Annotated in this window: 23 protein-coding genes and 1 other annotated feature; of the genes, 20 read left to right on the top strand and 3 right to left on the bottom strand. The window is 33.9% G+C overall.

Translation table 11 applies throughout. From position 1 onward, the window contains the following. The first annotated feature begins 13 nt into the window (after positions 1–13). The 6 genes from lepA to J2S15_RS18035 all read left to right on the top strand — a co-directional run bounded on the left by lepA (position 14) and on the right by J2S15_RS18035 (position 9,633). Positions 14–1,816 (top strand): translation elongation factor 4, encoded by a 1,803-nt coding sequence (gene lepA / locus J2S15_RS18060; RefSeq protein ID WP_307411078.1) that lies wholly within the window; start codon positions 14–16, stop codon positions 1,814–1,816. Then, positions 1,816–2,307 carry a GNAT family N-acetyltransferase gene (locus J2S15_RS18055; protein WP_307411074.1) on the top strand — a complete coding sequence of 164 codons (492 nt, stop codon included), beginning with the start codon at positions 1,816–1,818 and terminating at the stop codon, positions 2,305–2,307. Before lepA ends, J2S15_RS18055 begins: the two co-directional genes overlap by 1 nt. 228 nt (positions 2,308–2,535) lie before the next feature. Next, complete coding sequence (locus J2S15_RS18050; RefSeq protein ID WP_307411072.1) at positions 2,536–2,958, top strand: hypothetical protein; 423 nt, start codon at positions 2,536–2,538, stop codon at positions 2,956–2,958. A 12-nt stretch (positions 2,959–2,970) separates the two neighbouring features. Further along, positions 2,971–7,905 (top strand): DUF4132 domain-containing protein, encoded by a 4,935-nt coding sequence (locus tag J2S15_RS18045; RefSeq protein ID WP_307411069.1) that lies wholly within the window; start codon positions 2,971–2,973, stop codon positions 7,903–7,905. A gap of 92 nt (positions 7,906–7,997) precedes the next feature. Next, positions 7,998–9,131: a radical SAM family heme chaperone HemW gene (hemW, locus tag J2S15_RS18040; RefSeq protein ID WP_307411066.1), complete on the top strand. Its 1,134-nt coding sequence runs from the start codon at positions 7,998–8,000 to the stop codon at positions 9,129–9,131. Continuing rightward, the gene (locus tag J2S15_RS18035) at positions 9,094–9,633 is read left to right on the top strand and encodes an NUDIX domain-containing protein (RefSeq protein WP_307411064.1); all 540 of its coding nucleotides are present in this window, start codon (positions 9,094–9,096) and stop codon (positions 9,631–9,633) included. The genes hemW and J2S15_RS18035 overlap by 38 nt, the downstream gene beginning before the upstream one ends. A 15-nt stretch (positions 9,634–9,648) precedes the next feature. Here J2S15_RS18035 and J2S15_RS18030 read toward each other — a convergent pair whose 3' ends face one another. The 3 genes from J2S15_RS18030 to J2S15_RS18020 form a co-directional block, all read right to left on the bottom strand. Then, positions 9,649–11,094 (bottom strand): TrkH family potassium uptake protein, encoded by a 1,446-nt coding sequence (locus J2S15_RS18030; RefSeq protein ID WP_307411061.1) that lies wholly within the window; start codon positions 11,092–11,094, stop codon positions 9,649–9,651. Positions 11,095–11,106: 12 nt separating this feature from the next. Beyond that, positions 11,107–12,465: a Trk system potassium transporter TrkA gene (trkA, locus tag J2S15_RS18025; RefSeq protein WP_307411058.1), complete on the bottom strand. Its 1,359-nt coding sequence runs from the start codon at positions 12,463–12,465 to the stop codon at positions 11,107–11,109. 160 nt (positions 12,466–12,625) lie between these two features. After that, positions 12,626–13,474 carry an NAD(P)-dependent oxidoreductase gene (locus J2S15_RS18020; RefSeq protein ID WP_442319975.1) on the bottom strand — a complete coding sequence of 283 codons (849 nt, stop codon included), beginning with the start codon at positions 13,472–13,474 and terminating at the stop codon, positions 12,626–12,628. 102 nt (positions 13,475–13,576) lie between these two features. On the opposite strand from J2S15_RS18020, the gene J2S15_RS18015 reads away from it, so the two are divergent. The 14 genes from J2S15_RS18015 to tyrS all read left to right on the top strand — a co-directional run bounded on the left by J2S15_RS18015 (position 13,577) and on the right by tyrS (position 26,149). Further along, a complete protein-coding gene (locus J2S15_RS18015) occupies positions 13,577–14,368 on the top strand; it encodes a S1C family serine protease (RefSeq protein ID WP_307411055.1) in 792 nt (263 codons plus the stop codon). A 124-nt stretch (positions 14,369–14,492) separates the two neighbouring features. Beyond that, positions 14,493–14,759 (top strand): 30S ribosomal protein S15, encoded by a 267-nt coding sequence (rpsO, locus tag J2S15_RS18010; protein ID WP_307411053.1) that lies wholly within the window; start codon positions 14,493–14,495, stop codon positions 14,757–14,759. Positions 14,760–14,811: 52 nt separating this feature from the next. Continuing rightward, complete coding sequence (locus tag J2S15_RS18005; RefSeq protein WP_307411050.1) at positions 14,812–15,342, top strand: GNAT family N-acetyltransferase; 531 nt, start codon at positions 14,812–14,814, stop codon at positions 15,340–15,342. A gap of 104 nt (positions 15,343–15,446) precedes the next feature. Continuing rightward, positions 15,447–17,621, top strand: a complete 2,175-nt coding sequence (gene pnp / locus J2S15_RS18000) for a polyribonucleotide nucleotidyltransferase (RefSeq protein ID WP_307411046.1) — start codon at positions 15,447–15,449, stop codon at positions 17,619–17,621. Positions 17,622–17,795: 174 nt separating this feature from the next. Further along, positions 17,796–19,181 carry a dipeptidase PepV gene (pepV, locus tag J2S15_RS17995; RefSeq protein ID WP_307411043.1) on the top strand — a complete coding sequence of 462 codons (1,386 nt, stop codon included), beginning with the start codon at positions 17,796–17,798 and terminating at the stop codon, positions 19,179–19,181. A 15-nt stretch (positions 19,182–19,196) separates the two neighbouring features. Beyond that, positions 19,197–19,820, top strand: coding sequence for a tRNA (guanosine(46)-N7)-methyltransferase TrmB (trmB, locus tag J2S15_RS17990; RefSeq protein WP_442319974.1), 624 nt, complete (start codon positions 19,197–19,199; stop codon positions 19,818–19,820). A gap of 1 nt (position 19,821) precedes the next feature. Then, positions 19,822–20,151 carry a thioredoxin family protein gene (locus J2S15_RS17985; protein WP_307411037.1) on the top strand — a complete coding sequence of 110 codons (330 nt, stop codon included), beginning with the start codon at positions 19,822–19,824 and terminating at the stop codon, positions 20,149–20,151. Continuing rightward, entirely contained in the window at positions 20,148–20,747 is a 600-nt protein-coding gene (gene ytpR, locus J2S15_RS17980; protein ID WP_307411034.1) for a YtpR family tRNA-binding protein, read from the top strand. The genes J2S15_RS17985 and ytpR overlap by 4 nt, the downstream gene beginning before the upstream one ends. A 1-nt stretch (position 20,748) precedes the next feature. Then, positions 20,749–21,477 carry a hypothetical protein gene (locus J2S15_RS17975; protein WP_307411031.1) on the top strand — a complete coding sequence of 243 codons (729 nt, stop codon included), beginning with the start codon at positions 20,749–20,751 and terminating at the stop codon, positions 21,475–21,477. Positions 21,478–21,494: 17 nt separating this feature from the next. Beyond that, positions 21,495–22,802, top strand: coding sequence for a UDP-N-acetylmuramate--L-alanine ligase (murC, locus tag J2S15_RS17970; protein WP_307411029.1), 1,308 nt, complete (start codon positions 21,495–21,497; stop codon positions 22,800–22,802). A 43-nt stretch (positions 22,803–22,845) separates the two neighbouring features. Then, complete coding sequence (locus J2S15_RS17965) at positions 22,846–23,217, top strand: hypothetical protein (protein ID WP_307411026.1); 372 nt, start codon at positions 22,846–22,848, stop codon at positions 23,215–23,217. After that, positions 23,204–23,701 (top strand): hypothetical protein, encoded by a 498-nt coding sequence (locus J2S15_RS17960; RefSeq protein WP_307411024.1) that lies wholly within the window; start codon positions 23,204–23,206, stop codon positions 23,699–23,701. Before J2S15_RS17965 ends, J2S15_RS17960 begins: the two co-directional genes overlap by 14 nt. Before the next feature lie 6 nt (positions 23,702–23,707). Further along, positions 23,708–24,703 (top strand): LacI family DNA-binding transcriptional regulator, encoded by a 996-nt coding sequence (locus J2S15_RS17955; RefSeq protein WP_307411021.1) that lies wholly within the window; start codon positions 23,708–23,710, stop codon positions 24,701–24,703. Then, positions 24,699–24,895: a binding site (T-box leader), on the top strand. It overlaps the preceding gene by 5 nt. 27 nt (positions 24,896–24,922) lie before the next feature. Further along, positions 24,923–26,149, top strand: a complete 1,227-nt coding sequence (gene tyrS / locus J2S15_RS17950) for a tyrosine--tRNA ligase (RefSeq protein WP_307411018.1) — start codon at positions 24,923–24,925, stop codon at positions 26,147–26,149. Positions 26,150–26,194 lie beyond the last annotated feature (45 nt).

The raw sequence follows: 26,194 nt of genomic DNA, 5'->3' as shown, positions 1-26,194 counted from the left end.
GAGGAGATTTGCTATGAAACAAAAAAATATTCGTAATTTCTCTATTATTGCCCATATTGATCATGGTAAATCAACTTTGGCTGACAGAATATTAGAGTTAACCGATACCGTTCAACAACGTGAAATGAAATCACAGTTGCTTGACAGTATGGATTTAGAAAGGGAAAGGGGAATTACCATCAAGCTAAATGCTGTACAGTTAAACTACCACAGCAAAGATGGAGAAGACTACGTCTTTCATTTGATTGACACACCAGGTCATGTCGATTTCACTTATGAAGTATCGCGTTCGCTAGCAGCGTGTGATGGTGCAGTACTGGTTGTAGATGCTGCACAGGGAATAGAGGCACAAACCTTGGCTAATGTATACTTAGCTTTGGACAATGACTTGGAAATTCTACCTGTTATTAATAAAATAGACTTACCAAGTGCAAGAGCAGATGAGGTAAAACACGAGATTGAAGAAGTGATTGGACTTGATGCATCTTATGCGCCAATGATTAGTGCGAAGAGTGGTTTGAATGTAGAAGATGTACTAGAAGCAGTTGTAAAGTATATTCCTGCACCAAAAGGTGATATCAATAAACCATTAGAAGCACTTGTGTTTGATTCATTATATGATGCGTATCGTGGTGTTATAGCATATATTAGTGTAAAAGAAGGAAGAATTAAGGTTGGAGATACTATTCGCTTTATGGCTTCCGGAGCTGAGTATGAGGTATTAGAAGTTGGGATTCGTAATCCCAAAGAAGTTAAGAAAGATGAACTTGTATGTGGGGAAGTTGGTTGGATTAGTGCAGCGATGAAATCAATCAAGGATGTTCGCGTTGGTGATACGATTACAACGGTTGCAAACCCAGCGAAAGAACCACTAGTAGGGTATCGTGTAATGAATCCAATGGTTTATTGTGGTCTATATCCAATTGATAATGCGAAATACAATGATTTAAGAGAAGCACTTGAAAAATTACAATTAAATGATGCAGCATTACAGTTTGAACCTGAAACATCACAAGCACTAGGATTTGGATTTCGTTGTGGTTTCTTAGGTTTATTACATATGGATGTTATTCAGGAACGTATTGAACGTGAATACAATATTCCAATGATTGCAACAGCACCAAGTGTTGTGTATCATGCTTATTTAACTGATGGAAGCAAAGTATTGGTAGATAACCCTTCATTACTTCCAGATCCACAAAAGATTGATCATATTGAAGAACCATTTGTGAAAGCATCTATCATGGTGCCAAATGAATATGTAGGACCAATTATGGAATTATGTCAGAAGAAACGTGGTCAATACAAAGATATGATTTATATTGATGATACTAGAATGAATATGATTTATGAACTTCCTTTAGGAGAAATCGTATTTGATTTCTTTGATCGTCTGAAATCACTAAGTAAAGGATATGCTTCCTTAGATTACGAACTTATTGGTTATCAAACATCAAGACTTTCAAAAATGGATATTCTATTAAATGGAGAAATTGTCGATGCACTAAGTGTAATTGTTCATCGTGACTTTGCTTACCCACGTGGAAAAGCAATTACGGAAAAACTAAAAACCTTAATTCCAAAACATCAGTTTGAGATTCCGATTCAAGCTGCAATTGGTGGAAAGATTATTGCTCGTACAAATATCAAATCATTACGTAAGAATGTACTTGCGAAATGTTATGGAGGAGATATCAGTCGTAAGAAGAAACTTCTTGAAAAGCAAAAAGAAGGAAAGAAACGAATGAAATCAGTTGGATCAGTAGAAGTGCCACAAGAGGCATTTATGGCTGTACTATCAATGGAGGAAGAATAATGATTGAAATTACAATGGTAAAAGATATTGATGTTGCTTCAGTTGCTAGTTTGGCAAAAGAAATATGGGAAGAACATTTCACACCAATTATTGGTGAAGATCAAGTTGCTTATATGGTTGATAAATTCCAATCAGAAACAGCAATTACAAATCAGATATTAAAGGAAGGTTATACTTACTACAAGATTGTTGAAGAAGGACAACTGGTTGGATATATGGCAGTAGTCTTCAATGAAGAAGAGACATTCTTAAGTAAACTATATTTACACAAAAGTGTTCGAGGTAAAGGATATGCATCGTTTGCGCTAAAATACTTACAGTTATTATGCAAAGAGCGAGGCTGCCATTCAATATGGTTAACCTGCAACAAAGACAATGCAACTACAATCGCAAAATATAAAAAGATGGGATTTGAAATCTTTGATAGTGTTGTGAATGATATTGACAATGGATTTGTGATGGATGATTACTATTTAAGAAAAACATTTTAAATTTTAAGAGAACAACCGTAATGGTTGTTTTTTTTATCAAAAAATTGAATTATAAGAGAACGAAACAAGAATGGAAACTGTCTTATAGTGTGAGTGAATGAAGTGGAACTGATAATTATAAAATAGTAACTAAATTTATTTTAATTGTTGAGATACTAATTCTAATGATTAATGAAACTAAATACTATATAATAAATTCATAGGAAATCATTATGAAAGGAGAAGAAATTGAGTAAAGTTGAAATTGTATTAAGTGTTAAATCTAGCAGTAAGCGTAAAAAGTTTATTGATCAACAACTAGTTGAAGTGAATCAAATCAGTAATATTAATGAACTTATATCACAGATTGTAAGTGATAACGTAGATGCATATAATGAAATGCAAACCGATAAAAAACTATTTCAATACCTTAGTAAAGAAGAAATAGATGATATTGCCCATACTGGAAAAGTTGGATTTCAAGATCGAAAGAATGAAAATCAACAAGACAAAGATGAAGCAATTGAAAATGCATTGCTTGCATTTAAGGATGGAATCATAAGAGTTTTCGTAGATGAAGAAGAAGTTGAATATGACAGTGTTTACAGTTTGCAACCACATGCCAATGTAACGTTTATTAAAATGGTTATGTTAGTGGGAAGAATGTGGTAGAAGGAGGGACCAGTGAGCAGCGAATTGAAAAAGAAGAATATAAAGTATACACAGGAATTAAGTGAGAAGTTATTAACAGTAAAAAGTGATAAAAAAACAAAGCAGTTACTTGAGTTAATTGTAAAGATTAATAAACGTCAGGATTTTGAAACAAGTAAACGTCTTTTTTTTGAACACATTCAAATTGATAATTTAAGTTTGAATGAAGTGTATAAACAACACATACAGCAAGTTTATGAAGTTGCGTTACATAAAGATATGCAACCAATTTTCAAACAAATGTTTTTACGTTTGGATGAATACTCATATCAGAATGGATTGTTTAGAAGATCATTACATACCAAATATCCTATTTATTTAAAAGAACGCGTACTAGATTTTGCGATGGCGATCTATTTTAACTATGATGATTTTAATATCATGAGTTTCTTAAATGATTCTGAAAGCAATCGTTATGACTACTACAAACCATCACAATTTGTTATTGAGGCAATGATTGCTCAACATATTGATAATGATAATAATGAAGTTATTCAAACATTAAAAGATATTATTAACAGTGAAACAAACACAATATCTTTTACGCATGTTATGTTAAGGGGAATCAGTAAAAGTACAAATACGGATTTATATAATGATGTAATGAATCTATTAGCAGCAGCGAAACTTCAAGAGGGAGTTCGTCAGATGGTATTAGAAGCTGCAGATTCAGGGACCATTGATTACTTTAAACAGGTAGTGAAAACAATCATAGATTTAGATTTAACACGTTTTACATCGTGCATGAGAGCAATCAATACATGGATTGGGTTTGGATATGACACTGACAACAAACGTGAAATAAAAAAAGTAATTGAATTAATTGATGAATATTTAAATGATGAAAGCAAACGCAATGTAGTATTAGATACAAACCACACATTGGAATTGTATTTATCTTTATGGGCTACTGGTGTATATGAAGCAGTAGATGCACTGGAATTAGTGAATGTATATCTAAAAGGAAATAAGCATCAGAAACTGATTGCTGCATATTTCCTTAATCAGTTACGTGCACCTTCAATGACGACAACAGCAGTGATTGATTATATTGATGAAGAAGATTTAGATGTCTTTGCATATCTATCCAGATGTGTTGTTGTTTCTAATGCGAATTTATATAATCGTAAAAAGCAAGAAGTAAAGCAATCTGTAGAGGATAATCTAATTATCCATGATCAGAACAAACGACAACAATTGTTTGATGTATATGCAGAAAAAGTAACTACTATTGCGAAAGATGGATACCATATTTTAGGGAAACCATTTCCTTGGACAGCGTTTTCTTTGCATCGTGAAGAACTATTGCGTTCGATGTTGTTTTTATGTATCTTAAACAAAACAAATGATAATGTTGATAAAATGATTGAGTTGGCTAGTACTACTGACTCAAATGTAAGAATCAATATTATTCGTTATATATTAGATGCAAGTGATGAGAAGGATAAGCAAGACCTATTAGCGTACCTTGATGATAAAAGTGGTCCAGTTAGGGAAACTGCGATTAACGAATTAAAAGATGTTGCATTGACTGATGAAGAAATTTTAAGAATCAGTGAATTATTACGATTGAAGACAGGTGGAATCAGACAGACAATTATAGAATTAATTGCTGAACAGGAAACAAAACGTCAAGAAATGATTATTGGTACACTTGTGAAGGATAAATTAGTTACTAAACGTTTAGCTGCACTTGATTTATTAATGAAGATGAGTAAACAAGATGAATGTAATGAATCCTTTATTCAGGATAGTATTGCTCTAATTGAAAAGCCGACTCAAGAAGAGTTGATTTTAATTAACCAATTAAATGAAGAAGATGCAGAAGATGAATATACCAAAGAAAATGGTTATGGCTTGTTTGATCCTGAATATCGTCCTACTTTTGATTTCGTTTATGACGACACCAAAACGATTGACGAGTTTGTGAAAGTTCCAGTAAAACGCTTGATTGAAATCCTAACAATTTTTAGTAAGTTTATTGATGAACATAAAGATTATGAATACGATATCCAATACTATAATGGAAGTCGTGATCAAGTTGTTTTTGGTAGTGGAAACCAATGGCGAATTCCTTTTGATAAAGGAAAGATAAATAATAATGATGCTCCATTTGAAGATTATGTATTGAGTGATAAAGTAGAAGCGTTGATTATTGAACATAATCTTCAACCAATGGAGTTATTGAGAGTAAGGTATTTAAATCGTATTGGTAACACAAACACTGGAATGTATAATCCTTCTTATTATGAAAAATATACAAAGTTATTCAATGAAATTTTTAATACTGAAGACTTTAATGAGTATTATGAATTATATAAAGATATTCCATATCGTGAACTTGCATCAAATATGATTGTGAAGTATACAAACTTAAAAATTGATAATGAAATATTTACAATATCTTCAAATATATTATCGGACTTTATAGCTCGTTATGGAGACCAGGATATTTTTATTGAAAACATCAAAGATATGAGTAAATTTAGATATTCTGCCTCTGAACTACAACTGTTGAGTGCTGCAGAAATTAATTTCTTTATTAATATTAAAGGGAATACTCATAAAGATGCAGATAATTTTAAAAAGTCAGTTGCATTAAGTTATAAGTTAGCTAGTTTACAAGATTATGTATATATTGGTTTAGATGTGCTAGATATTACAAGAGCGGTTGAAGAAAAGGTTCTTCCTGTAAATGAGTTATATCGAACATTCTTTAAAGTGGATCCAGTTCAAAAGATGAGAAATTATTCAAATAAGGAATCAAGATTTGCGAAGGAACATTTTAAGCGATATCCAATCCTAGAAGAAGTAACAGCAAATGTAGTTAATCGTGTAATTGAAATTGAAATGAAACGTGGAGATAGTGCCACCGATGTAAGTGCAATGGCAAAAGCGATACGTGTGCATTATGGAATTGATCATTTTGTGAATCTGTTGGTTGCTTTAGGTAAAGAAAGTTTTACTCGTGGTTATACCTATGGTAGTACCAATACGAAGAAAGAAGTATTATCTTCTTTGTTAAAGTCTTGTTATCCCGCTGAAACGGACACACAGGAATACTTCAATAAGTCAGTAAAAGGTGTAATAAGTGATCAAAGATTAATTGAAGCAATTATGTATGCACCAGCATGGTCTGATTATTTAGAAAACTATTTAGGGTGGGATGGAATAAAAAGTGCTGTCTGGTACTTCCATGCACATTCCAATGATAGTGTATCAGTTGAATACGAAAGTGAAGTTGCAACATTCTCGCCAATCTCTAGAGTTGATTTCCAAGATGGAGCGTTTGATATTAACTGGTATACAAACACTTATAAGATGCTAGGGAAGAAACGTTTTGAGTTATTCTTTAAGAGTGCTAAATACATTAGTGGAGGAAGTTCGCATCGTCGTGCCCAATTGTTTGTGGAGGCTGTTCAAAATAAACTAAAAGCAAGAAGTCTTGAAAAAGAGATTATGGACAAACGTAATAAAGATAAATTACTGTCGTATGGATTAATCCCTTTAGGAAGAAATCTGGAAGGTGAAGCGTTGAAACGTTATGAGTTTATTCATAAGTTCTTAAAACAAAGTAAAGAATTTGGAGCACAACGAAGAGAAAGCGAAAAGAAAGCAAGTCATATTGCGCTTATCAATCTTGCACAGAACTTAGGTTATGATGATACAAATATCTTCTCTTGGCGAATGGAATGTGCGAAGTTAGAAACAATTAGTAAATACTTTGAAACAAAGCAAATAGGTACATATGAAGTTGCTTTAGAAATTGATGAAGAAGGTAGTGCTTCGATTCTTGTTATGAGCGATGGAAAACAACTAAAGAGTGTTCCACCTAAATTAAAGAAAGATAAATATATTTTAGAATTAACAGAAGTACGAAAATCTTTAAAAGACCAATACAAACGTGCAAGGGAAAGTTTTGAAAATGCAATGATAGGTCGTACGTCATTTGTGTATGAGGATGTAGTTGCTTTTACTCATCATCCAGTTATTAATGCTATTATGAAAAAACTGGTATTTATTAGTGGTGATAAGTTTGGTTTTATCAGAGGTAATGAATTTGTTAATGATAAGAAAGAGAATATGATTCTGAATGATAAAGATTTATTGTATGTAGTACATCCCTATGATTTAATGATACATAATGTGTGGTCAGATTATCAGAAATATATTTTTGAAGAGGGAATTGTTCAACCTTTTAAACAAGTATTTAGAGAGTTGTATACTGTAAATGCAGACGAGAAAGAAAGTAATACAGTATCCAGAAGATATGCTGGTCATCAGATTCAACCTCAGAAGACAGTTGCGTTATTGAAAACCAGAGGTTGGAATGTGTATTATGAAGAAGGACTTCAAAAAGTTGATTTCAAACATAATATAATATCAAGAATGTATGCAATGGCAGATTGGTTCTCACCTGCAGATACAGAAGCACCTACATTAGAAACAGTAGAATTCTTTGATCGAAAAACAAGAGAGCATGTAAGTTTTGATACGATTGATCCAATTCTATTTTCGGAAACAATGAGAGATGTTGACTTGGTAGTATCGGTTGCTCATGTTGGTGGAGTGGATCCAGAAGCGAGTCATTCAACAATTGAAATGAGAAGAGTACTAGTTGAAGAAACATTACGTCTTATGAAGATTGATAATGTGACGTTCAGTGAGAAGTTTGCGAAAGTAAAAGGTCATTATGGCGAATATAACATTCACTTGGGTAGTGGACAGGTACAGATGCAGGCAAAAGGAAGTATCAATATTCTTGCGGTTCAATCGCAACATCGTGGAAAACTGTTCTTACCGTTCTTGGATGAAGATCCACGAACTGCGGAAATTGTTAGTAAAGTGGTATTGTTGGCGAATGATACGAAAATTAAAGATCCAATGATTTTGGATCAAATAAAATAATAAATATGTAGTTAAGGAGAAGTTGTCAAGACTTCTTCTTTTTCTTAGAAATGATAAGTATACAAATTTATAAAATGAGGTATACTATTACTATGACAAAAGCATTATATTTACACGTACCTTTCTGTAACACAATCTGTCACTACTGTGATTTTAAACGAAGTGTATATCAAAAGGAAATCGTTGATCAATGGTTAGAAGCAATTAAGAGGGATATCTTGAAGAAAGATATCAAATTTTCTTTACAGACGATTTATATTGGTGGAGGGACACCGACAGCTCTATCATTAGAACAGTTAGAGAAACTCTTAGAGTTATTAGAGCCTTATACAGGAGCTGTTGAAGAATATACAATTGAGTCTAACTTGGAGTCTATAACAAGCGAGAAACTGGCTCTATTAAAGCGATACGGTATAAATCGTATATCATTAGGTGTGCAATCCTACGATGATACGCTACTTGCGTACATGAACCGAAAACATACAGTTGAAGAAATACCTGAAAAGATTAAGTTAGTTCATAAGTATATTGAAAACATCTCTGTAGATTTAATCTATGGATTTAAAGAACAAACGATTGAAGTATGGAGAGAAACATTACAGCAGGTGATTCAAGACCCTTACATCCAACATGTATCTATTTATTCACTAACAATAGAACCAGGAAGTGTTTTCTATCAGCGTGGTGTTGATTCAATTGAGAATCAGATAGAAGCCGAAATGTATGAAATAGGAAAAAAATTACTGGAATCAGGAGGATTTCATCAGTATGAAGTTGCCAACTATGCGAAAGAAAATAGAGAATCACTTCACAACCAAGTCTATTGGCATTACGAAGATTTCTATGGTATTGGTGTTGGCGCAAGTGGAAAAGAACTTCATCAGCGATACGCGATCACTGGTAGTGTAAATGACTATATTTTAGACACTTACTCACAAGAAACAGAGGAATTAACATTAAAAGATGAGATAGTTGAGTTTCTGATGATGAATTTCAGGTTGATAAAAGGTTTTGATATAAAACGTTTTGAATCACTGTTTCAGAAATCTTTTACTGAATTATTTCCAAACACAATAGCTACAATTCAAGACAAAGGCTATGTAAAATCAATCGATACTTATTTAACCTTAAATGAACAAGGGATTTTATTACTACACGATATATTAGTTTTATTTATGGAGGAGTTGGATGAAAGAGAAGACATTAGTACACAACGTAGTTTATGATGGAAAAATCATACAAGTTGATGTAGATGAAGTTGAACTTTGTGATGGTTCAACCTCAAAACGCGAAGTTGTTCATAACAATGGTGGTGTATGCGTATTGGCACTAGATGAAAATGAACAAGTAATCTTAGTGAAGCAATATCGTTATCCCTCTGATGAAATACTGTATGAACTTGCTGGTGGTAAACAGGAGACAGGGGAAAGTTACATTGAAAGTGGATTAAGAGAATTGGTAGAAGAAACCGGATATGTAAGTGATGATTGTGAATATCTAGGATATTTATATCCAACAGTTGCCTATAGTACAGAAGTTATTCATATGGTTCTTGCAAGAAAATGTGTTTACAAACAAAAGTGTTTAGATACTGGAGAGTTTGCAGATACAATTATTCTTCCAATGGATAACATTTTGGAAATGATTGATAATAATGAAATTAAAGACGGGAAAACGATTGTTGCTGTATTAAAATACCTACAATTTAACCGAAAGAAAAAGCTGTGAAAAATTTTCACGGCTTTATTTTTTCCAAACACTAGGTGAGAACAACAATAGCATTGGGATTAATTCCAGTCTTCCTGCCAACATATCAAAGGTTAAGATACCTTTGGACATGATAGAATAATCAGCAAAACTGCTCATTGGACCAACTTCACCTAAACCTGGACCAATATTATTGAATGTTGCACTTACGGCACTAAAGTTGGTTAATGCATCAAACCCATCAAGTGAAATAAACAGAACCGATAATACCATAATAATTAAATAGATTACCAGATAAGAACTAATGGACTGAATTACTTCACGTTCCACTTTTTTACCATCCATCTTCACTACTCGAACACTACGAGGGTGAACAAATGATTTAATTTCGTTGATTGTATTCTTTACTAAAATTGTAAGTCTTGAAACTTTAAATCCACCACCAGTACTTCCAGCACAGGCTCCAACAAACATTAAGAATAATAAAATCATTTTAGAAAACTGTGGCCATAAGTTAAAATCAGTAGTTGCATAACCAGTAGTTGTTATAATTGATCCAACTTGGAAAGAACTTTGTAATAGTGCAGTTCCAAGATCGCCAACCTGACCGATAATATTAATTGTAATAAGAATAATCGCTATAGTTATAATTGCTAAGTAAGCACGAAGTTCTTCTGAACGAAGAAAGTCTTTAAACTTTTTTAGTAATAATAAATAGTACAGGTTGAAGTTAACTCCAAATAAAATCATAAAGATTGTCAGAATAATTTGTAAGTGGGGAGCGTAGACTCCAGCACCTGCATTTGAAATTGCAAATCCCCCAGTACCTGCGGTACCAAACGCCATTGTTAGAGAATCAAAGATTGGCATTCCACCAACAATAAGTAAAACAATTAAAATAATTGTCATTGCAATATAAATACCATATAAAATTTTAGCGGTTTGCTTGATTCTTGGAACTAGTTTACCAACAGTAGGACCAGGACTCTCCGCACGCATTAAATGCATGGTTGTTCCAGAACTATTGTTTTCCATAGGAATGATAGCAAGGACAAATACAAGTACTCCCATACCACCAATCCAGTGCGTGAAACTTCTCCAGAAGACCATACATTTCGATAATGCATCAACATCTTTCACGACACTTGCACCAGTTGTTGTGAATCCTGATACAATTTCAAATAATGCATCATAGAAGTGGGGGATTTCACCACTGATTACAAAGGGCATAGCACCAACTACACTTAGTAATATCCAACTAAGGGCAACCGCTACAAACCCATCTCTTAAACGAAAAGTACGATTCTTTGGCTTTTTGTAAGAACAAAGAAAACCCACAACTCCTGCTACTGCTAATGTAATCAGAAAAGCAAATCCACTTTCTTCCTGATAAATAACAGCAGTAATTAAAGGAAGCCCCATACAGACAGCTTCCAGTCGTAATACCCATCCAAGGATATACTTAATCATTGAAAAATTCATATTGTTATCCCTCTACTTCAAAATATCTTCAATATCGTCTAACCCACGATTACTAGTAACTACAATTACTGTATCACCAGGGTGTAACATATCGTTACCACGAGGGATGATAATCTTTCCATTTCGATTAATACAACAAATTAATAAATTATCTTTTGTTGGTAAATCAATCAATGGTATATTTATTACCTTACAATTATCACACACTTTAAATTCTAAGGCTTCTGCTTTATCGTTTACAATTCGATATAACGTTTCCACATTACTTCCCATTGAATTCTGTAGGGAGCGTACATAACGAATAATCGTATAAGAAGTAATTAACTTTGGTGATATTATACTTCCCAAAGGCAATGAATCAATAATGTTGTCAAATGTTGAACGTTTGACTTTAGTAATCAGCTTAATATCTTTGGTTACATTCTGTGCATACATTGACAACATAATGTTTTCTTCATCCATATTGGTTAAAGAAACAAATGCATCTGCATCATCCAAACCTTCCTCAATCAATAAGTCCTGCTCAGTTGCATCCGCAAATACAATATTTGCTTTCGGCAACAGGGAACTAAGTTCTTCACAACGTTCTTTGTTTTTTTCAATAATTGTTGTTTCAATTCCCATTTCCAATAATTGCTTTGATAAATAATATCCGATTGTACTACCACCAGCAATCATTGTTCTCTTTACTGGTTTTCTTTGAGCACCGATTTTTCTGAAAAGTTTTGTAGTATTTTCAGGTGTACCAACAATATAAATCTTATCGTTTTCACGTAGAACTGCATTTCCATCAGGAATAATAACTTCTTCACCACGTTCAATGGCACAAATCAAAAACTCCGTTGTTACTTGTTTTGTCAGATGTGCAATCTGTAAATTAATCAAAGGTGAATCTGCATTAATTACATATTGCAGAAGTTCTGCTTTTCCTTTCGCAAACGTATCAATTTTTGATGCTGATGGAAAACGTAATAATCTTGCAATCTCCATGGCAGCAGTAAACTCTGGATTAATAATCATTGATAAACCAATCGCATCCTTAATGAATCCTGCTTCTCTCTTATAAATAGGATTACGAACACGAGCAATTGTATTTAGATTACGACCTTTCTTAGCCATTACACAGCATAAGAGATTCAATTCATCATAATTGGTAACTGCAATAAACAAATCTGCATTCTCAACTCCAGCCTCTTCCTGAATTGTATAACTTCCTGCATTACCAACCACACCCATTACATCAATGTCATTACATACTTGTTCTAATATCTCAGCACGCTGATCAATTAACGTGATGTCATGACCTTCTTCATTCAAGGTTGCTGCTAAAGTAGAACCTACTTTACCACAACCAGCGATAATAATATTCACTTATATTTCCTCCCAAGCTTAAATAAATTATCTACATCATAGCATTTAAAGATAGTGTTCGCAATATGAATGGCATATTTCAATCATGTTTTGGCAGAATTGATTTTCATGGCGAAAAAAGAGTTGGATAAATGAAAAAATAAACATCCACAAAGGATGCTTATTTCTTATAGTATTTAATTAGTGCCTGGGTACCATAATCACCAAAACCATTCTGTTCAAGTTCATCATACATATTATAGACACTATCTAGCATTTTTAAGTGAACTCCAGTTTTTTCAATTTCACTTTTCGCAATTCGCATATCTTTCGTGAAATGTTTAATAAAGAATCCAGGGTCAAGATCGTTATTTAAAACACGTGGAGCCATATTGTTTAACTGCCAACTTTGTGCGGCACCACTACCAATTGCTTTTAATACAGTATCAGCATCTAAATCATAAGCATCCATATATACCAGTGCTTCACTCATGGCAGCAGTTGCCCCAGCAACAGCTATCTGATTACACATCTTACAGTGTTGTCCTAGACCGTGTGAGCCAATATAGTTGACATTGTTTCCTAATAGTGAAAAGATATCATTCATTTTATCAAAGGTATCTTTGTTACCTCCTACCATAATTGATAAAGTGGCATTCTTTGCACCAGTATCACCACCAGAAACAGGTGCATCCAATACTTCGAAATCATTACTGTGTTTTGCTATTTTGATTGCCAGGTCTGGGGATGATGTAGTCATATCAACTAAAATTGCGCCTTTCTTAGCATAATCCAATATTCCATCATTAAAGTAAACTTCTTCTACATCTTTTGGATATCCCACCATTGTGAATACAATATCACATTCCTTTACACAATCTTTAATCGATGTATATTTATACGGCGTAGGAATATCATCCATCTTTGCAACCGTACGATTATAAACATGTAACTCATGTCCTGCATCAATTAAATGAGCAATCATTGCTTTTCCCATTACTCCAGTACCAATCCAAGCTATTTTCATCATATATCACCTCTAAAATCATTATATGCTTTTTTTCACAATATTCTAGTGTTTTTCATACAGACTTCACATAAAAATACAATAATAGTGTCAGGAGGTAATTTTATGAAAAAAAGAAATGGTATACTAGCAACGCTTATACTTTATTTTTCAATATTTGCTGTAGCATTTACAGGGGGATACTTAGGAATGTCATTATCTAATGGTTCTCTTGGTGGATCTTCAGACAGTGATACTCTAGAATTAACTAAAACAAACACGACAACAAAGGCTGAAACTGACTTAACAGAGGTATCAGCAAAATGTAAAGAAAGTGTAGTCGAAATAAAAACAGAAACAATGACTCGCGATCGTTTCTATGGTAACTATGTTAGTGAAGGAGCAGGTAGTGGTGTTATTATAAGTAAAAATGGATATATTATCACAAACTACCATGTAGTTGATGGAGCAACAACGATTTATGTTACATTAACAGATGGTACAGAGTATGAAGCTACTTACATTGGCGGAGATGCAGAAAATGATATTGCAGTATTGAGAATTGATGCAAAAAACTTAACTGCAGCAACCATTGGTGATAGTGATGCACTAGTGGAAGGTGAAGATGTAATTGCAATTGGTAATCCATTAGGCGAATTAGGTGGTACGGTTACAGAAGGTATTATTAGTTCAACATCACGTGAAATCACAATCGATGGTGTGAAGATGGACTTACTTCAAACAAGTGCTGCAATCAACCCAGGAAACTCTGGTGGTGGATTATTCAACATGGATGGAGAATTGATTGGAGTTGTGAATGCAAAGAGCAGTGGTAGTGAAATTGAAGGATTAGGTTTTGCGATTCCAGTGAATACAGCAATAGAGGCTGCTGAAGCAATTATAGCTAATGCGAAATAAAACGATTGTTGTTGACTTTGTAAGCATAAACGTGCTATTATCAAAAAGGTTTTACTCTAGGTTGTTTGGATACCTCAACCAATGACTTGGAATAGAATGTCATGATAAATAGGAGGAAACATTTATGTTATTAAAAGCTGAAAAACAAGCAATCATGAAAGAATATGCAACACAAGAAGGAGATACAGGTTCTCCAGAAGTACAAGTTGCTGTATTAACTGAACAAATTAACCGTTTGACTGAACACATGAAAGAACACAAACATGATTATCATTCACAACGTGGATTGATGCAAATGGTAGGGAAACGTCGTAATCTTCTAAAATATCTTAGAAATAAAGATTTGAACCGTTACCAAAGTTTGATTCAAAGATTAGGTTTAAGAAAATAATCGGAAAAGTTACGTTCATCGTAACTTTTTTTATAAGTATGGGGGATTAGTTATGGGAAAATTATATTTTGTTGAACCTTCAATAGAAATATTGAAAGATATTCAACAGTTAAAAGATGAGCATATAAAAAATAATGAAATTACTATCAATGGTGCAGTAATGCTGGATCAGATGAGTGTAGAAGACTGGCTTGCATTTGAGCACAGTTGTAGAAGTAAAGATACGGTTCAGGAAGGTTGGGTAGATGCAGCTACTGCGGTTGCGTTTGATGAAGATGGAATTGTAGGTATTATCAATATGCGAAACTATCTGAATGATTTTCTGCGTTCATATGGAGGGCATGTTGGTTATTGTGTTACTCCAAGCAGGAGAGGTCGTGGCTATGCAAAAGAAATGCTGAAACATGCGTTGGAATATTATCGTTTACATACAAATGAGCGTAAGATTATGCTTTCTTGTGACAAGGATAATATTGCATCAAAAAAGACAATCCTTGCATGTGGTGGAGAATTTGAAAAAGAGTTCTTGCACGAAGATGGAAATGTTGTTGAAGTGTATTGGATTACAATCAATCAAATATAAGGAATATTAGGGAGAAGAATATTTAAACGTTCTTCTTCTTTTTGTTTTGTTTGGTTGTAAATTGTGGTATTATAACTAAGAATGAAAAAAGAGGTGAAAATAATATGGCGAAAGAGGTATTTCGTTTAGATTTCTACGGTCGGGGGATCGTAGTAGAAACAGGAGAATTAGCAAAACAAGCAGGTGGATCAGTATTGGTTCGTTATGAAGACACAGTAGTTTTATCAACTGCAACTGCAAGTTCTCAAGCAAAATTAGATTTGGATTTTTTCCCGTTAACTGTATTATATGAGGAAAAATTGTATTCAGCAGGAAAGATTCCTGGTGGATTCCTGCGTCGTGAAGGTCGTCCTTCAGAACGTGCTACATTAACTGCACGTATGATTGACCGTCCAATTCGACCATTATTTGCGGATGGATTCCGTAATGAAGTTCAAGTTGTGAACACTGTATTATCAGTTGACACAGATTGTACTCCAGAAATGACAGCAATGATGGGTGCATCATTAGCGTTATCAGTATCAGATATTCCGTTTAACGGACCTATTGCAGGTGTGAACGTCGGTTATATCGATGGTGAGTATGTGATTAACCCAACTCCAGAACAAGCTGAGAAGTCGCTTATTGACCTTGCTGTAGCTGGTACAAAGTATGCAGTGAACATGGTTGAGTCAGGTGCGAAAGAAGTTAGCGAAGAAGAAATGCTTGGTGCAATTATGTTTGGACATGAAGCAATCAAGAAATTGGTTGAATTCCAAGAAACAATTGTTGCTAAAGTTGGGAAAGAAAAACGTGAAATTGCATTGTATACAGTTGAAGAATCTATTGATGCATTAGTTAGAGAAAACTATGAAGCTGCTATTCGTGAAGCAGTATCAATTGAAAAGAAGTTGGAACGTTATGGAAAAATTGATGAACTAACAGATGCTGCTGTAGCAATGATTGAAGAAAAAGAATACGAAAATGATAAAGAGAAAGAGCGTGCTGGTAAGCAGGCAAAACAAATTTGTCACAGCATTGAAGCTGATGAAGTTCGACGCTTAATCATTGAAGATAAAATCCGTCCTGATGGACGTAAAATCGATGAAGTTCGTGCATTGGACTCACAAATCGATTTACTACCTAGAGTTCATGGTAGTGCAGTATTCACTAGAGGTGAAACACAAGTTCTTAGTGTAACAACACTTGGCCCAATGAATGATGAACAAATTATTGATGACTTAACAGACGTTGATAGAAAACGTTTCATGCATCATTATAACTTCCCACCATATTCAGTTGGTGAAACAGGAAGAATGGGTGCTCCAGGACGTCGTGAAATTGGTCATGGTGCGTTAGGTGAACGTGCACTTGCTCAAGTTCTTCCAAGCGTTGAAGAATTCCCATACGCAATTCGTGTGGTTGCTGAAGTATTAGAATCAAATGGTTCTTCTTCACAAGCTTCCATCTGTGCGGGTACAATGTCACTAATGGCTGCAGGGGTTCCGATTAAGGCACCAGTTGCTGGTATTGCAATGGGACTAATCATGGATGAAGATGATAACTATACAGTACTAACTGATATTCAAGGAATGGAAGATCACTTCGGTGATATGGACTTTAAAGTTGCTGGAACATCAAAAGGTATTACAGCACTTCAAATGGATATCAAAGTAAATGGTATTACAAAAGAAATTTTTGAAGAAGCGTTAGCTCAAGCAAGTGTTGCTCGTGCTCACATTCTTGAAAATATGATGGGTGCAATTAGTGAACCTCGTGATGAAGTATCACAATATGCTCCTAAAACACATATCATGCATATTAATGTAGATAAGATCAAAGACGTAATCGGACCTGGTGGAAAGATGATTAACCAAATCATTGAAGCTAGTGATGATGTGAAGATTGATATCGAAGATGATGGACAAGTAATTATCTATCACTACAACCAAGAAGCGATTGACACAGCTGCTAAGATGATTGCAGATATTGTTAAGGAAGCTAAAGTTGGAGATATCTACGATGCTAAAGTAGTTAGAATTGAAAAATTCGGTGCATTTGTTAACTTATTTGGTGCAGTAGATGGTTTACTACATGTATCAAAAATCAAACACGAACGTGTTGAAAAAGTTGAAGATGTTCTAAAAATTGGTGATATCGTTAAAGTTAAGGTTATGGAAATTGATGATCGTGGAAGAGTAAATGTTTCTGCGAAAGCACTAATTGAAAGACCTAAAAAAGAAGAAACTAAACCTGCAAAAGAAGAAGAAAAGAAAGCAGAAAAAACAGAAGAAAAATAATCTGTAGATAGAAGAGTCATCAAATTGGTGGCTCTTTTCTTTTAGAGAGTGTAAACTTAGAGAAGAAACAAAAGACAGATTAGTAAATAATGTAGAATATATCGTACATTCTCCTATAACATAATGGTTTATAAAAGATAGGAAATATGCTAAAATGTAGAACGAGGTGAAATTATGAATTTCTTAGAACAAGTAAAACAATATGAAGAACAATTTCTTAGTGATTTAAAGGGATTAATTGCAATTCCTTCGTTAGAAAATTTTGATACAGCCACAGAAGGTGCGCCTTTTGGTGTGGATGTTCGTGAAGCATTGGATTATATGCTGAACTTAGGACGTGAAGCAGGTTTTGAAGTAATTGACTATGATGGATATGCTGGTGCCATTGTATATGGCGAAGGCAGTGAAAGTATTGGGATGTTAGGACATTTAGATGTTGTACCATTTGGTGAAGGATGGAGTAAAGAAGCAACAGATATGCAAATTCATGATGGTTATATTTTTGGACGTGGAGTATTAGATGACAAAGGTCCAACAATGGCTGCATTCTACGCAATGAAGTTATTAAAAGATAATGGGACAAAGTTAGATAAAAAACTTATTCTTATTTTAGGAACAAATGAAGAAACGGGAATGCGCTGTATGGATTATTACAAAGAGCATGGTGAAATTCCTACAGCTGGATTTACACCAGATGCAGATTTCCCAGTTATTTATGGGGAAAAGGGACATTTAGGTGTTGTGATTTCTAGTAAAGAGCCAACTGTAATTAAAAGTATGAAGGCAGGAGAACGTCCAAATATTGTTATTGGAAAAGCTGCAGCTGAGTTACCTAAGATGAGTCAGGAAGATATTGATTTATTTAAATATTATTTAAAAGTGAATCATTTGAAAGGTGAAATTTACCATAATGATGATAGTGATACAATTGAAATTGAAGGTAAGTATTTCCATGCTGCAATGGCATACAATGGAATTAATGCTGCCGTTCATGTTTTAAACTTTGTAGGTGCAACCTATGATGATAAGTTGGCACAACAGTTATCAGTTCTTTTAGATGACTGGAAAGGTAGTGGATTTGGAATTGATATGGAAGGTGGATACATGGGCTTCCTTACAATGAATACTGGAATTGTAGAAGTTAACAATGGTGAAACAACAGTAACAATTGATATTCGTTATCCAAACATTACAGATGGTGATGCACTAATCGCAAAAATGAAGGATGCACTAGCTGCTTCTACTGTGAAGATTGAAATGGTATCAGCTGATGATTCAGTTCCATTATTTGTGGATCCTGATTCAAAACTGGTAAAAACACTTGAACAAAGCTATCGTGAGTATTCTGGTGATTATACAACACCAAATAAAACAATTGGTGGAGGAACCTATGCACGTAAGTTTGATAACTTTGTAGCCTTTGGTCCTGAATTTCCGCAACACGAAGAAACAAGTTTCTTTGTAGGTGGACCACACGAAAAGGATGAAGGTGTCAAAATTGAAAGTTTGATGAAGGCTGTTGCAATTTATGCAAAGGCTGCTCAAGACTTGGCAAAGTAGGTTTCATTAATGAGGATGAGAAGATTAAAGTGGGCAAAGGAATACATCGAAAAAAGTGAAGATGTAATCATGAACCCAAATGAATATAAAGGAAAATGGAGTTCTTTCTTAAATCGAGAACGAATTCATGTAGAAATAGGAAGTGGGAAAGGTGATTACTGGATTGGTATGGCTGCTCTCTATCCAGAGAGTGGATGGATTGGTGTCGAAAAGAATGAAAGTGCCTGTGCCTTATCACTTCGCAAAGTAGAAGAAACAAGAGAAAATGTAAAGTTTATCTATGGTGATGCATCAGTAATTGATGAATGGTTTGCTGATGGTGAAATTGATGTGATTCATCTTAATTTCTCTGATCCATGGCCGAAACGAAGAACTTCTAAACGTCGATTATCGAATGAACGTTTTATTAAGAAGTATTTGGATATTTTAAAAGAGGATGGCGAAATCCGAATGAAAACAGATAATCGTAAGTTGTTTGAGTATTCAATTATAGAATTTCAAAACAATGGATTTGAGTTAATTGAGATTGATTTGGATTTTCGCAGTGAACAACATGATGAAGATGTTATTACAGAATATGAAAGCAAGTTTATGGAACTAGGTCCCATTTATCGTGCTATCTGGAAAAGGAGAGCGTAACATGAAAGAATTAATGGATCAACTAACTTCAGTTGAAGAATTTGAAGAACAGTATAAAAAGGATGGAGTCACAATCTTTGTATTCAGTGCTAACTGGTGTCCGGATTGTGTATACATCAAACCTTTTATGCCAAAATTAATTGATAAATACAAAGATTATAAATTCATTTATGTGGATCGTGATCAATTTATTGATTTAGCAATTGGTATGCAAATTATGGGTATTCCATCATTTGTTGCAGTAAAAGATGGAAAAGAAGTTTCTAGATTTGTTTCTAAGTTAAGAAAAACGGAAGCGGAAATTGATGATTTCTTGGGAGGTATTGCATGATTGTACGTGCATTCTACAACAGACAGTCATTTCCTGACGTATTATATGTAGTATTGCATGAACGTGATGTTGCATCGATTGAGAAACAAGAAAATGTTACTAAATTATTGGATAAAGATAATGAAATCGTTGGTTACAATATTGAACTAAAGGATTTCAAAACTGATAAAGATGGATATCAGCCAATGACATTTGATTTATTACGTACAATTAATAAAGAATTGAATCGTGTCTTTCAAGAAGAACTGATTCACGACTTTAAGGATTATATAGTAGTTGGTGAAGTGAAAGAATGTAAGGAACATCCTGATTCTGATCACCTTCATGTTTGTCAGGTTGATATTGGTGATGATATATTACAAATTGTTTGTGGTGCTCATAATGTAGCACAAGGACAAAAAGTTGTTGTGTGTCTTGAAAATGCTGTTTTACCTAATGGTCAATTGATAAAAAATGGTAAACTTAGAGGAGTGAAATCTTCAGGAATGTTAGCCAGTGAATATGAATTAGGATTGATTGAAGAAAAGAAAAAGGGTATATTAGTATTAAAGGATGACTACCAAATTGGTAAACCATTTTTCGAAAGGGTGAAATAATATGATTATAATTGATAAAATTAAGAAACTTCTGTTTACAGAAGAAGAAATTGAGGAATATGTAGAGGAAGTTGAGGAAGAACCAAAACTACAAAAAAATCCTCCACAGCAACAACCAAAACAACAAAAGCAACCAGAACGTCGCCAACCGGTTACTGAAGTAAAAAAGGAAAGAGAAGTCGAAAGACCTACTCAACCAAAACGTACAGAATCATCAACAATCGATATTAAAGTTGATGTTCCAGTAACTGAAAAGAAAGTTGAAAAACGTCTTCAACCGATCGAACGTAAAGATTTTGAAATACCTCAGGTAATTTCTCCAATCAGTGGATTGAAGGAAGATGAAATGAAAAAAGATAGTGAAAGCACTAAGGTTCAGACGACACGTCCTAAAAAGGTGAAGGATCCATTTTCTACGGTTATTTCGCCATATTATGGTGTTGATGAATTAGAAGAACAAGCAAACAAAGCACAAACAGAACTGGCTGGTGACAAATTGGAACAAGCACAAGAAACAACTGCACCAATTCATGAGGTAGTTGATGTAGAAGATGAAGAAATGGAAAACATCAGTTTGGATCAGATTGTTTCAAACCAAGAAGATGAGGAAGAGGAAATGATTCAATTCTCTTTATTTGGTGACAATGCACCGTTAAGAGAAATCAAAGAGAGTGAACCAGTAGAAGACTCTTTTGATGATGAAGAAGAAAAAGATGACTTACCATTTTAGTAAGTAAGAGGAATTATATGTATTATTTTATTGGAATCAAAGGATCCGGGATGGCTTCTCTGGCTCTCATTTTACATGACTGTGGGGAAGAAGTAAGTGGATCTGATATTGAAAAATATATTTTTACCCAAAAGAAATTAGAGGAACATCAGATTCCTTTTTTCGCTTTTAATAAAGACAATATAAAAGATGGAATGACTGTTATCATTGGTAGTTCATTTGATGAAACCAATGAAGAAGTGAAGGCTGCAAAAGATAATCCAAGCGTATCTACATTTACCTATGCAGAGTTTTTAGGAACATTAGTAGATAAGTATCATTCAATTGCAGTCAGTGGAACGCATGGGAAGACAACTACAACTGGTATGCTTGCGCATGTCTTTGCCCAAACACGACCAACTGGTTATCTGATTGGTGATGGTACAGGTGTAATGCCAAAAGGCTCTAAAACTTTCATTTTAGAAGCATGTGAGTACCAGCGCCGTTTCTTAGCGTATCATCCAGACTATGCTATCATTTTGAATGTGGAACTGGATCATGTTGATTATTATAAATCAATGGATGATTATTTGTTGGCATTTTCACAGTTTACAAAAAACATTAAAAAAGGATTGGCGATTTTCGGTGATGAAGAAAATACAAGAAAACTTACAATTGAGACTCCACACTTGTTTTATGGAGTAAACGATAATAATGATGTATATGCAACAAACATTATCGAAGATGAAAAAGGTGTATCCTTTACTTGCGTGTACAAAGGTGAAAAATTCTATGATTTTAAACTTCCATTTTATGGAATCCACTTGCTTTATAATGCACTTGGAGTTATAACAATTGGAATTATGAATGATATGGATCCTGAAACCCTGCAGGATGGATTGGCTACATTTGAAGGAGTCGATCGTCGCTTTAATGTGGAAGAGGTAGGGGATAATGTATATATTGATGATTATGCTCATCATCCTACTGCAATCAAACTTACAATTGAAGCAGCAAAACAAAAATATCCAAATAAGAAAGTAGTTGCTATTTTTCAACCGGATCGGTTTTCAAGGATTCACTATTTTATTGATATGTTTAATGATGCATTTAAAGATGCAGATGCAGTATATTTATGTCCATTCCCTGAAAATGCAAAGAAGGAAGAGGGGATTGATATTGATATCAATGACTTAATAAAACGTGTGGATGGCTCTAAAATCTGTAATATGAAAGAGGAAGATATTGAAAATCTTTCAGCCGAAGGACCAGCTGTTTACTTGTTTATGAGTAGTAAAGATATTTACAAATTGAAAGATCATTTGAAAGATTTTCAAAATCATTGAAAATGCTTTCAAATTAAGTTAAAATAATGAAAGAGGTGGAAATATGGGAAGCGATCAATTAATTGAATTACTAAGCCAAGTGTCTTATAAACTGTTGCCAGTAGCAGGACTTATCCTGTTAATTTTTCTGATTGTTTTTTTCAAAGGCCTTATAGATGCTATGAAAAGTTTAAAGGAAACTTTGGAAACTACAAATGAACAAATCAGAAAATTAGATAAGCCTCTTGAAACAGTAGAAGATTTATCGAATACAATTGATAAAGTTCACAATGCTTCAAAAGGAGCAATTGGAAAAGGTATCAACATCGCAAAAGATGGGTTGGATACAGTTGTAGAGAAGATGCAAAAAAAGAAAGAAAACAATAGTGGTAGTACGATTATTGTAGAGGAGGTTGTGGAAGATGAAAAAGAATGATTTTGATGATTTCGAAGAATCCACAAAATTTGAAGTTATAAAACTTGAGAATGAAACGAAGGATCATGATCGTAAAAAACAGATTGTTGATAATCTTTCTAACGAATTAGATCGTATTTTTTCTAACACAAAGAAATTTGTGAATGATGCGAAATCAAGTGAAGAAGCGGAAGAAGCATTTGATTCAGCAAAGGAAAAGGCAGATACATTATTTGAAAGAACAAAGAAGGCTTTGAAAGATTTTAGAGATGATGATCGAGTACAAGATGTGATTGACAGTATTAATCGTACGTTTGATTCGATAGTTACTTCCATATCTGAAAATGAAACAGTCCAAAATGTAGGGAAGAAAGTTGATGATTTTGTACATAGTGATAATGTGCAGGATGGTATTCAAACAGCAAAAAGAGTAACCCTTGATCTTGCTGATAAGGCACATGATGGATTAAAGAGCCTATTTGGTTCAAAACAAGACAAGGAGTAGTGGTGTATGAAAAGAATTACTATATATGATGTAGCAAAGGAAGCAAGTGTATCATTAGCTACTGTCTCGCGAGTAATCAATGGCTCGGAGGTTGTACGTGAAGATACAAGGATGAAAGTGCAGGAAGCAATTGAAAAACTTGGTTATAAACCAAATGCAATTGCGCAAGGATTAGCTTTACAAAAGACAACAACGATTGCTTTTGTAATTCCAGAAGCGAGTTTTTTCTATACTGGTCAGATTATCAATGGACTTATCGATGTAGCTAAAATTTATAACTATAACATGGTGTTACATACGACAACCGAAGGTATCTCAGCAACAAGTGATATTATTGAAACAATAATTAAATCACGTGTTGATGGAGTTGTTATCTTCAATGATAAATTGGACAAGGACGAAATTACGACTCTTACAAACTACGATGTTCCAATTGTAGTAATTGGAAATCGTATTTCTGATAATAATATCTGTTCTGTATATGTTGATTATGAAACATTAATCTATGATTATGCAACTCGTTATTATGATGCAGGAAAAAAAGATATTGCTTTAATTGAGGATAGAAAAAATCCGGCAATGATTGAGCAATTACAACATGGTTTACAAAGAGTATATAAGGATCATGGAGAAACATTTAAGAATTTTGTGAAAATTCCTAAGGAATATCGTTCTTCTTATGAATATTTAAAAGAATATTTTAAGACAAACAAACATGATTTAATTGTTACTTACCGTGATTCACAAGCAATGGCTGTATTAAATACTGCAAAAGAACTAGGTATTAAGATTCCAGAAGATATGGAATTGGTTTGTGTTCTTGACAGCAAATATAACGCTATGGCAAGACCTCAGATTTCTGGATTTAAGATTCCGGATTATGACTTAGGTGCTGTATCGATGCGAATTATGACAAAAATGTTGCAAGAAGGCGAAAAAGACGGTTATAATAGAGAAACAGAGTTGAGTTATGTATACACAGCTCGTGAAACAACTAAATAAAGCGATGAAAAGACAGAGTACTCAAAGAATTGTATGCTAGAGAGATGATGGCTGGTGAAAATCATTGATACAATATTGAGGAATACACCTTGGAGCTCCTTAAAGGCGTGACTTCTGCGTTAAAGAGGTTGAGTGCATGTAGACTTATGTTTATATGAATTAAGGTGGTACCGCGTATTATACGTCCTTATAGGGCGTTTTTTTATTGGAGGAGAAGAAATGAAATTATTTGATGAATTAAAATGGCGTGGACTGATTAATGATATCAGTAGTACGGATTTAGAAGAAAAACTAAATGCTGGAGGGATTACCTTCTATATTGGAACTGATCCAACTGGAGATACTCTTCATATTGGACATTACTCTAGTTTTTTGATTGCCAAACGTTTAAAAGATGCAGGACATCATCCAATTCTTTTAGTTGGTGGTGGAACTGGATTAATTGGTGATCCAAAGCCAAATACAGAACGTCCAATGATTACAAAGGAACAGTTGGATTACAACTATAAAAAACTTAGAAAACAAGTAGAAGAATTATTTGGTTTTGAAGTGGTTAATAACTATGACTGGATGAAAGATATTCATTTTATTGATTATTTAAGAGATTACGGTAAATACTTTAACTTAAACTATATGCTGGCAAAAGAAACGGTGAAATCAAGAATGGATATCGGAATTACGTATACAGAATTCTCTTATATGATCCTTCAGGCACTGGATTTCCTGCACCTTTATGAACATAAAGATTGTGTATTGCAGGTAGGTGGTCAGGATCAGTGGGGGAATATTACTGCTGGTATTGAACTGATTCGTAAGAAGTTAGGGAAAGAAGCGTATGGTTTCACAATGCCACTAATCACAAAAGCTGATGGTACAAAGTTTGGTAAGAGTGAAGGAAATGCAATCTGGTTAGATAAAGAACAGACATCTTCATATGAAATGTATCAGTTTTTAGTAAACTCAGAAGATGAAAAAGTTGTAGATTACTTAAAGAAACTTACCTTCTTAGATAAAGAAGTAATTGATGAGTTAGAAGAGAAAGTAAAAACTGAACCATTCCGCAGAGAAGCACAAAAAGTGTTAGGACGCGAAGTGGTAACCTTCTTACATGGTGAAGCAGAATATGATAAAGCAGTAAAAATTACCAATGCTTTATTCAAAGGAAACCTAAAAGACTTGTCGCAAGACGAAGTTGCAGATGCAATTAAAGGATTTGAAATCATGGAAGTAAATGATGGACTTAACTTAGTTGATTGTTTAGTTGATGCTAACATTGCTTCTAGTAAACGTGAAGCAAGAGAATGGATTAGTGGAAACAGTATTCAAGTAAACGGTGAAAAAATCAGTGATGTTGATTACATCGTTGATAAAAATCAATCGATTTACAAAGACTATTCCATCATCAAAAGAGGAAAGCGTAACTACTACGTTGTAGAAAGTAAATAGCAGATAATTATATAATTGGAAGTCATTCGCAAGAATGACTTTCTT

Source organism: Breznakia pachnodae (assembly GCF_030814225.1).
GTDB classification, from domain to species: Bacteria; Bacillota_I; Bacilli_A; order Erysipelotrichales; family Erysipelotrichaceae; genus Breznakia; species Breznakia pachnodae.
Note: the sequence above shows the minus strand (reverse complement) of the source record. Positions and strands in the feature narration are given on the sequence as shown.